Source organism: Corallococcus sp. CA049B, from assembly GCF_003611685.1.
GTDB classification, from domain to species: Bacteria; Myxococcota; Myxococcia; order Myxococcales; family Myxococcaceae; genus Corallococcus; species Corallococcus coralloides.
Window position 1 is genome coordinate 1 of record NZ_RAWC01000339.1, and the last position, 6,165, is coordinate 6,165.

Below are 6,165 nucleotides of genomic sequence, written 5' to 3' on the forward strand. Positions count from 1 at the left end.
GGATGACTCCGCGCTTCATTGCTCCCCCAGCCCACGGTGACCCGCCTCGGGTCCGCCGCACCCCAGCCGTCCTCCCCCCTGGAGGACGTCGCCCACTGTGCGCATCCAACCTGGGCGCGATTGCCCTCAGAGGCAACTGTCGTGGACAGGTAAATCGCGGCTACACTGTTGGCACTTCTTTGCCCATCCCATGCGGCTGCCGACAGCACTCCTGCTCATCTTCTTCCTGCCGTCGAGCGCTGCGCTGGCGCAGGGAGACACGCGCATCACCTTCCTGGGTCGTCAGTTGGAGAAGGGAAGGGATCCGCGTGCTCGCTCACAGGCCGCGCTGGTGTTGGGCCAGACGGAAGACCCCGAAGCGGTGACCCCGCTGTGCGGTGGCCTCAAGGACCCGAGCGAGCTGGTGCGCGCGGCGGTGGCCAAGGGGCTGGGCGCGCTCCTGGAGCCGAAGGGGCTCGACTGCCTCCAGTCGGTCCAGGGAGAGGCGGACGCCACGGTGCAGGCGGCGGTGGCGGAGTCCATCAAGGCCATCAAGGCGTACCAGGCGCGCCGGCCGCGCTTCTACCTGTCGCTGGACGCGCTGAAGGACAAGACGGGCAGCGTGCCCGCGGAGCTCGTGAAGGTGACGGAGGCGCGGCTTCGTTCCAAGCTGGTGCGCCGGGGCGCGCAGCTGGCGCCGGAGAAGGAGTCCAAGGCCGCGGCGAAGGGCGCGCTCAAGAAGCTGGGCGTGCACGGCTACCGCATCACGGCGGAGATCCAGAAGACGGACAGTGGAGGCCTGCGCCTGGCACTCTTGTGCATGACGTACCCGGAGCAGTCCCTGATGGGACAGGTGGAAGTGAACGCCGCGGGGGCTCCGCCCGCGGACCTGTTGAAGGCCCTGATCCCCCGAGCCATCGAGGAAGCCGCCGCGACCTTCGACTGGAGCAGCGAGACATGACGACGACCACGGCCCAGGCCCCGACGACGAAGCGCCGCTGGCGCAACTTCCTGCTCGACGCGCCCTTCCAGCTGAAGCTCACCGCGTACATCGTCGGTGTGACGCTGGTGATGGCGGCGCTCCTGGGCATCTTCCTGGTGCGCGCGGCGAACTCGCTGATGCACGAGACGGCGACGGCGGTGGACGCCCGCTCGGCCGCGGCGGAGGTGAGCCGCGAGTTGTCTGGAGCCACGCTCTCCAACGAGCTGATGGCCCACATGAACGACCCGGCGTTCGAGAAGCAGTTCCGCGAGCAGGCGCAGGCCATCGACGCCAAGTACGAGGCGGAGCGCACGGCCATCGTCGCGCAGCGCGCGGAGCTGGAGCGCCACCAGCGGCTGACGTGGTGGGTGCTGGGCGGCTGCCTGGTGACGTTCATCGCGGTGGTGGCGCTGGCGACCATCGTGGTGACGCACCGGATGGCGGGCCCGCTGTTCCGCATCAAGCGCATGATGCGCGAGGTGGCCGAAGGCCAGCTGAACCCCCCGCAGCACGGCCTGCGCGAAGGCGACGAGCTGCAGGACGTCTTCGAGGCCGCGCGGGACATGACCCAGCGGCTGCGCGCGCAGCAGACCGAGGACGCGCGAGCGCTGTCGGAGGCCCTGGCGCAGGCGAAGACGAGCGGCGCCACGGGCCCCTGGGTGGACGAACTGTCCGCCCTGGAGGCGCGCTACCGCGAGCGGCTGGCGCGGTAGGGCAGGGGCTGGGGGCTCACACCCGCGCGGTGTCCGCGGTGAGCCCCATCTGGAGCAGCTCCGAGTGCAGCAGCAGCCGCGCCTGCGCCCACGGCAGCGCGACCACGCGGTAGCCCGCGAGCGCCTGGAGCAGCAGCGGCCGGTAGCTCGCGTGTCCGGGGTCCGCCACCACGACGATGCCCCGGTCCGTGGTGGAGCGGATGAGCCGCCCGACGCCCTGGCGCAAGAGCAGCAGCGCGCGCGGCAGCCGGTACTGGAGGAAGCCCAGGTACTCGTTGCCCGCCTTCGCCAGCGGCTCCTCGCGCGCGGCCACCAGCGGCCGTGACGCCGGCTCCAGGGGCAGCTTGTCGATGAAGACACACCCCACGCCGCGCCCGGGGATGTCCACGCCCTGCCAGAAGCTCTTGGTGCCCAACAGCACCGTGCCCGTGTCGCGCTCCTGCCGCGCCGCCAGCGAACGGCCGTGGCCGCGCGACTGGCGCAGCACTTCAATCCCGTGCGGCTCCAGCCGCGCCTGCACCTCGCGCGACACGCGCTCCAGCCGCCGCGTGGAGGCGAACAGGCCCAGCACCCGGCCGCCCATCACCTGCGCCAGGCCGGAGATGCGCCCGGAGGCCCAGTCGATGAACGGCTCCTCGTGCGCGCGCGGCGCGTCCGTCACCAGCACCACCAGCGCCTGCTGTCCCAGATGGAACGGCGAGGGCGCGCGAAGAATCGGCGGCCTGAGCCCCAGCCGCTTCAGCACGAAGGGCACCCCGTCACCCGTGCCCAGCGTGGCGGACGCCATCACCAGCGCGCGCTTGTTCGCGGCGAAGTCCTTCGCCACGGACTCGGACACGTCCACCGGCTGCGCGCCCACGCTCCAGCGCTGCTTGCGAGGCTCCGCCCGCGCCGCATAGCAGCGCTTCGCGTCCGGCTCTCCGGCCAGCTCTCCGGCCAGCACCGACAGCTCACCCAGCTCCGTGGTGGCCCCGGCCAGCTCCCGCTCCAGCGAAGGCTGCTTCACCGCCAGCTCCGGCAGCGCCGCCAGGACGCGCACCGACAGCAGCGTGTGCACCCGTTGCAGCGCCGTGCGCACCGCCACCAGCCCCTCGCGCACGGGCTCCCAGGCGGGCAGGGCGCGCACCGCGTCCGTCACCCGCAGCTCCGGCGCGTAGGCCGCGTCGTCCGCGTCCTCGCCGGGCATCGCCGCCGCGGGCTCGCACAGGGCCGTCACCTGCTCGCCCAGCGCGCGCGCCTCCTGGAGCAGCGTGCGCAGGGCGTCGTCCACCTCGGACATCAGCACGCGGGACTCGTCCCGGCGCGTGGCCGCGAGCGCGCGGCGCAGCTCCGCGAAGAGGCCCCGGCGCCCGTCGCGTCCGTGCAGCCGCTCCGTGAGGCGCAGGAAGGCCAGGTCGGACAGCTCCACCGTGAGCGCGGTGGTGGCCACGTCCTCCAGCTCGTGCGCCTCGTCCAGCACCAGGTGGTCCAGGCGCCCGTAGCGCGCGGGCCACGCGAACGCGAGCGACTGGTTGATGACCAGCACGTCCGCCTCGCGCGCCTGCGCCACCGCCGAGTGGTAGAAGCACTTGTGGTGATGCGGGCACCGCTCGCCCAGCGTCGTCGCCGCCTCCGAGCGCACCGCCGGCACCAGCCCGTGCATCCCCGGGAAGCGCTCTCGGAACCAGTGGCTCAGCCGGTCCAGGTCCCCGTCCACGCTGCGGCGCAGGTACGCGCGCACGTACGCCCGGGGCGCCCGCGCCGTGTGGTTCATCCCCGGCTCCACGCGCGTGGCCTCCAGCGCGCGGCGGCGGCACAGGTAGTTCGTCTGGCCCTTGAGCAACGCGTAGCCGAACGCGCCGTCCGTGGCCTGGTGCAGCCGGGGCAGGTCCTTCTCCAGCAGCTGGTCCTGGAGCGTCTTCGTATGCGGCGCCACGCCCACCTTCAGCCCGTTGCGCGCGGCGAACAGCGCCGCGGGCGCGAGGTACGCCAGCGACTTGCCCGTGCCCGTGCCGGCCTCCACCGCCACCTGCCCGCCGTCCGACAGCGTGCGCGCCACCGCCTGCGCCATCTCCAGCTGCGCGGGCCGGGACAGGAACCCGCCGCCCCGCTCCAGCGCGCCGCCGGGCCCCAGCACCTGGGCCACCTCCTCCGGCCGCACCGGCAGCGGCGTCGCGTCCAGCTCGGGCTCCGGGGGAGGCCGGCCGCCATTCGCGCGCTTGCGCTCCGGCCGCGCGCGCAGGAAGCCGCCCGTCGTCTCCAGGTTCAGCGGCACCGGCGTGGCTCGGCACGCCTCCCACAGCCGCGAGAGCAGCTCCAGGAGCGGGCGCGCCTCCGCGTCCATCGCCAGGTCGCGAGCGTCCTCTTCAGAGAGGGAATCCAGGAGCGGCGTGAGCCCCAGCGCCGCGCGGGCCCTGGGGTCCATCGTGGCCAGCAGGTCCGCCACGTCCTCCGCGCGCCCGTCGCGCACGCAGCCATCCAGCGCGTGCACCAGCACCGCGTGCACCGCCACGCAGTCATGCAGCGCCCGGTGCGGCTGCTGCGAGCCCAGCTTCGCCCACCGCATCAGCGACTCCAGCGAGTGGCTGGGCAGCTCCGGGTGCAGGTAGTGCATGAGCTCGCACGAGTCGAGCACCGGCACGCCGCCGAGCACGTCCGGCAGGAAGCCCTTCTCGAAGGGGGCGTTGTGCGCCACCACCGTCCAGCCCTTGAGCCGCTCCCGAAGCTGGGAGCGCTCCGCGTCGAAGCGGGGCTGTCCGGAGAGCTGCGCGTCGGAGAGGCCAGTGAGCCGGCGGATGGTGAGGTTCAGCGGGCGCGAGGCCGAATACAGCTGGGAGAAGCGGTCCACCTCCCGGCCGTGCTCGAAGAAGAGGCACCCGACCTCGATGACCTCGTCCACGCGGGGGTCGAGCCCCGTCGTTTCGAGGTCCAGGAAGACGTGCCGGGTGAAGAGCTCCGAGCTGCCCATGCAGGCGGGTGAGCCTACCCGCCCGGGCGGACATCGCCAGTTAACGGGCGCCCGCGCTCAATCCACCACGAACGTGCCGGCGATCATCTTCCCCATCGCGCAGCCGTACTTCAGCGTCCCGGACTGGTTGGGCGTGAAGGTGATGTCCACCGGCGTGTTCAGCGGCAGCTTCGTGTCGATCTTGTACTCGTCCATCACGAGCTCGGTGGCGCACGTCAGGTCCGTCTTGCGCGTCACCACCAGCTTCACCGGCTCGCCCTTCTTGAGCTGCACCGGCGACGGCTCGTAGCCCTTCTCCGTGACGGCCAGCTCCACCACGTGCACGCCGTTCTCCCGCCGTCCCACCTCCTGCGCGGCGGGCGCGCCCGGCTCCTTCGCGGAGGACTCCTTCGTGCACGCCTGCTGCGACGCCCCCGCGAGGACCGCCGCCGCGGTGAGCGCGAGCCAGGGCTTGATGATGCGGGAGAAGAAGGGGCGCATGGACGGAGTCTCCAGGGGAGGAAGGACACGGGCGGCCCGCCATGAAGGCAGGGCCGCCCGGAAGTAACGGCACCGCGCGCGGGTTTCAGCCCTCGGGGTCGGGCTTGGAACCGGCCTCGTCGTCGGAAGCATCCTCGGCGGGGGCCGGGGGCGCCTCGAAGCGCAGGAGCGCGTGCAGCGGGACGAACAGCTCGTGCCCGGGCTCACCCAGCAGCACGTCGAAGCGGCCCACGCGCAGGAGCGGCGCCTCCACCGTGATGCCGTTGCGCAGCACCAGCTTCACCGTCTGCCCGATGTGCGGCAGGAACGGCCGGGGGTCCGAATAGGGGCGCTTGTCCGGCTGCCGCGCCACCTGCGCCGGCTTCTGCGTGAGCTTCGCGTCGCGCTCCAGGGTCGGCATCAGCCGCTCCCAGTCACCCCTGCGCGCGATGAGCACCACCTGGAGCTTCTCCAGCCGGCCCGTGCGCTCGAAGGTGAAGGCGATGGCCTCCTCCGCCAGCAGCGTGTCCAGCAGCGACCGCTCCGCCAGCACCACCGACAGCTCGGTCTTCTGCTCGATGAAGGCGCCCAGGAAGTCCGCGACGAGCGCGTTGTCCACCTGGCCGCGCGCCTGCTTGATGGCCGCCTTGCGCTGGCTGCGCTCCTTGCGCGCCATGAACTCCTGCACGGTGAGGCCGCTCTGGAGGATGCCGAACGCGTCTCCCAGCGACAGGCCCGGCGTCTGGCCCATCAGCTCGTAGACCTGGTCGAAGCGCTTCGCCTCCTCGGCGTGCAGCTTGCGCCAGATGCGCGCCTTCATCTTCCCTTCCAGCTCACCCTTGGCGATGCGCGCCGGCACGTGCTCGCGCGTGGCCAGCGCCAGAATCTGCTCCGGCGTGGGCGGCGGACGCGGCGTGCTGGGGCGCGGCGCGAAGCGGCCCGGAGGCCCCCCCGCGCGCGGAGGCCCGCCCATCCCGGGGCCCCGGGGAGGCGGACGTGACGCGGCCCCCGGCGTGAAGCCCGGCGCCGGCGGACCGGACGGCCGGGGCGGCGCCGAGGGGGCCGCCGCCGTACCCGCCGTACCC

Annotated in this window: 5 protein-coding genes; 2 read left to right on the plus strand and 3 right to left on the minus strand. The window is 72.8% G+C overall.

Annotation, left to right across the window (positions count from 1 at the left end):
* The first annotated feature begins 190 nt into the window (after positions 1 to 190).
* Positions 191 to 940 carry a HEAT repeat domain-containing protein gene (locus tag D7W82_RS37830; protein ID WP_120622913.1) on the plus strand — a complete coding sequence of 250 codons (750 nt, stop codon included), beginning with the start codon at positions 191 to 193 and terminating at the stop codon, positions 938 to 940.
* Positions 937 to 1,674, plus strand: a complete 738-nt coding sequence (locus D7W82_RS37835; protein WP_120622914.1) for a HAMP domain-containing protein — start codon at positions 937 to 939, stop codon at positions 1,672 to 1,674. Before D7W82_RS37830 ends, D7W82_RS37835 begins: the two co-directional genes overlap by 4 nt.
* A gap of 16 nt (positions 1,675 to 1,690) precedes the next feature.
* Here D7W82_RS37835 and D7W82_RS37840 read toward each other — a convergent pair whose 3' ends face one another.
* From D7W82_RS37840 to D7W82_RS37850, 3 genes are all read right to left on the minus strand, one after another.
* Positions 1,691 to 4,621, minus strand: coding sequence for a helicase C-terminal domain-containing protein (locus tag D7W82_RS37840; RefSeq protein WP_120622915.1), 2,931 nt, complete (start codon positions 4,619 to 4,621; stop codon positions 1,691 to 1,693).
* Between the two features lie 57 nt (positions 4,622 to 4,678).
* Complete coding sequence (locus D7W82_RS37845; RefSeq protein WP_120622916.1) at positions 4,679 to 5,101, minus strand: cupredoxin domain-containing protein; 423 nt, start codon at positions 5,099 to 5,101, stop codon at positions 4,679 to 4,681.
* Positions 5,102 to 5,186: 85 nt separating this feature from the next.
* The coding region (locus D7W82_RS37850; RefSeq protein WP_233588182.1) for a hypothetical protein at positions 5,187 to 6,165 on the minus strand (979 nt) is incomplete at its 5' end.

Bases quoted from the DNA above. Each gene is read 5' to 3' on its own strand.
- D7W82_RS37845 (WP_120622916.1), bottom strand. From the start codon at position 5,101: ATGCGCCCCTTCTTCTCCCGCATCATCAAGCCCTGGCTCGCGCTCACC.
- D7W82_RS37840 (WP_120622915.1), bottom strand. From the start codon at position 4,621: ATGGGCAGCTCGGAGCTCTTCACCCGGCACGTCTTCCTGGACCTCGAA.
- D7W82_RS37830 (WP_120622913.1), top strand. From the start codon at position 191: ATGCGGCTGCCGACAGCACTCCTGCTCATCTTCTTCCTGCCGTCGAGC.
- D7W82_RS37835 (WP_120622914.1), top strand. From the start codon at position 937: ATGACGACGACCACGGCCCAGGCCCCGACGACGAAGCGCCGCTGGCGC.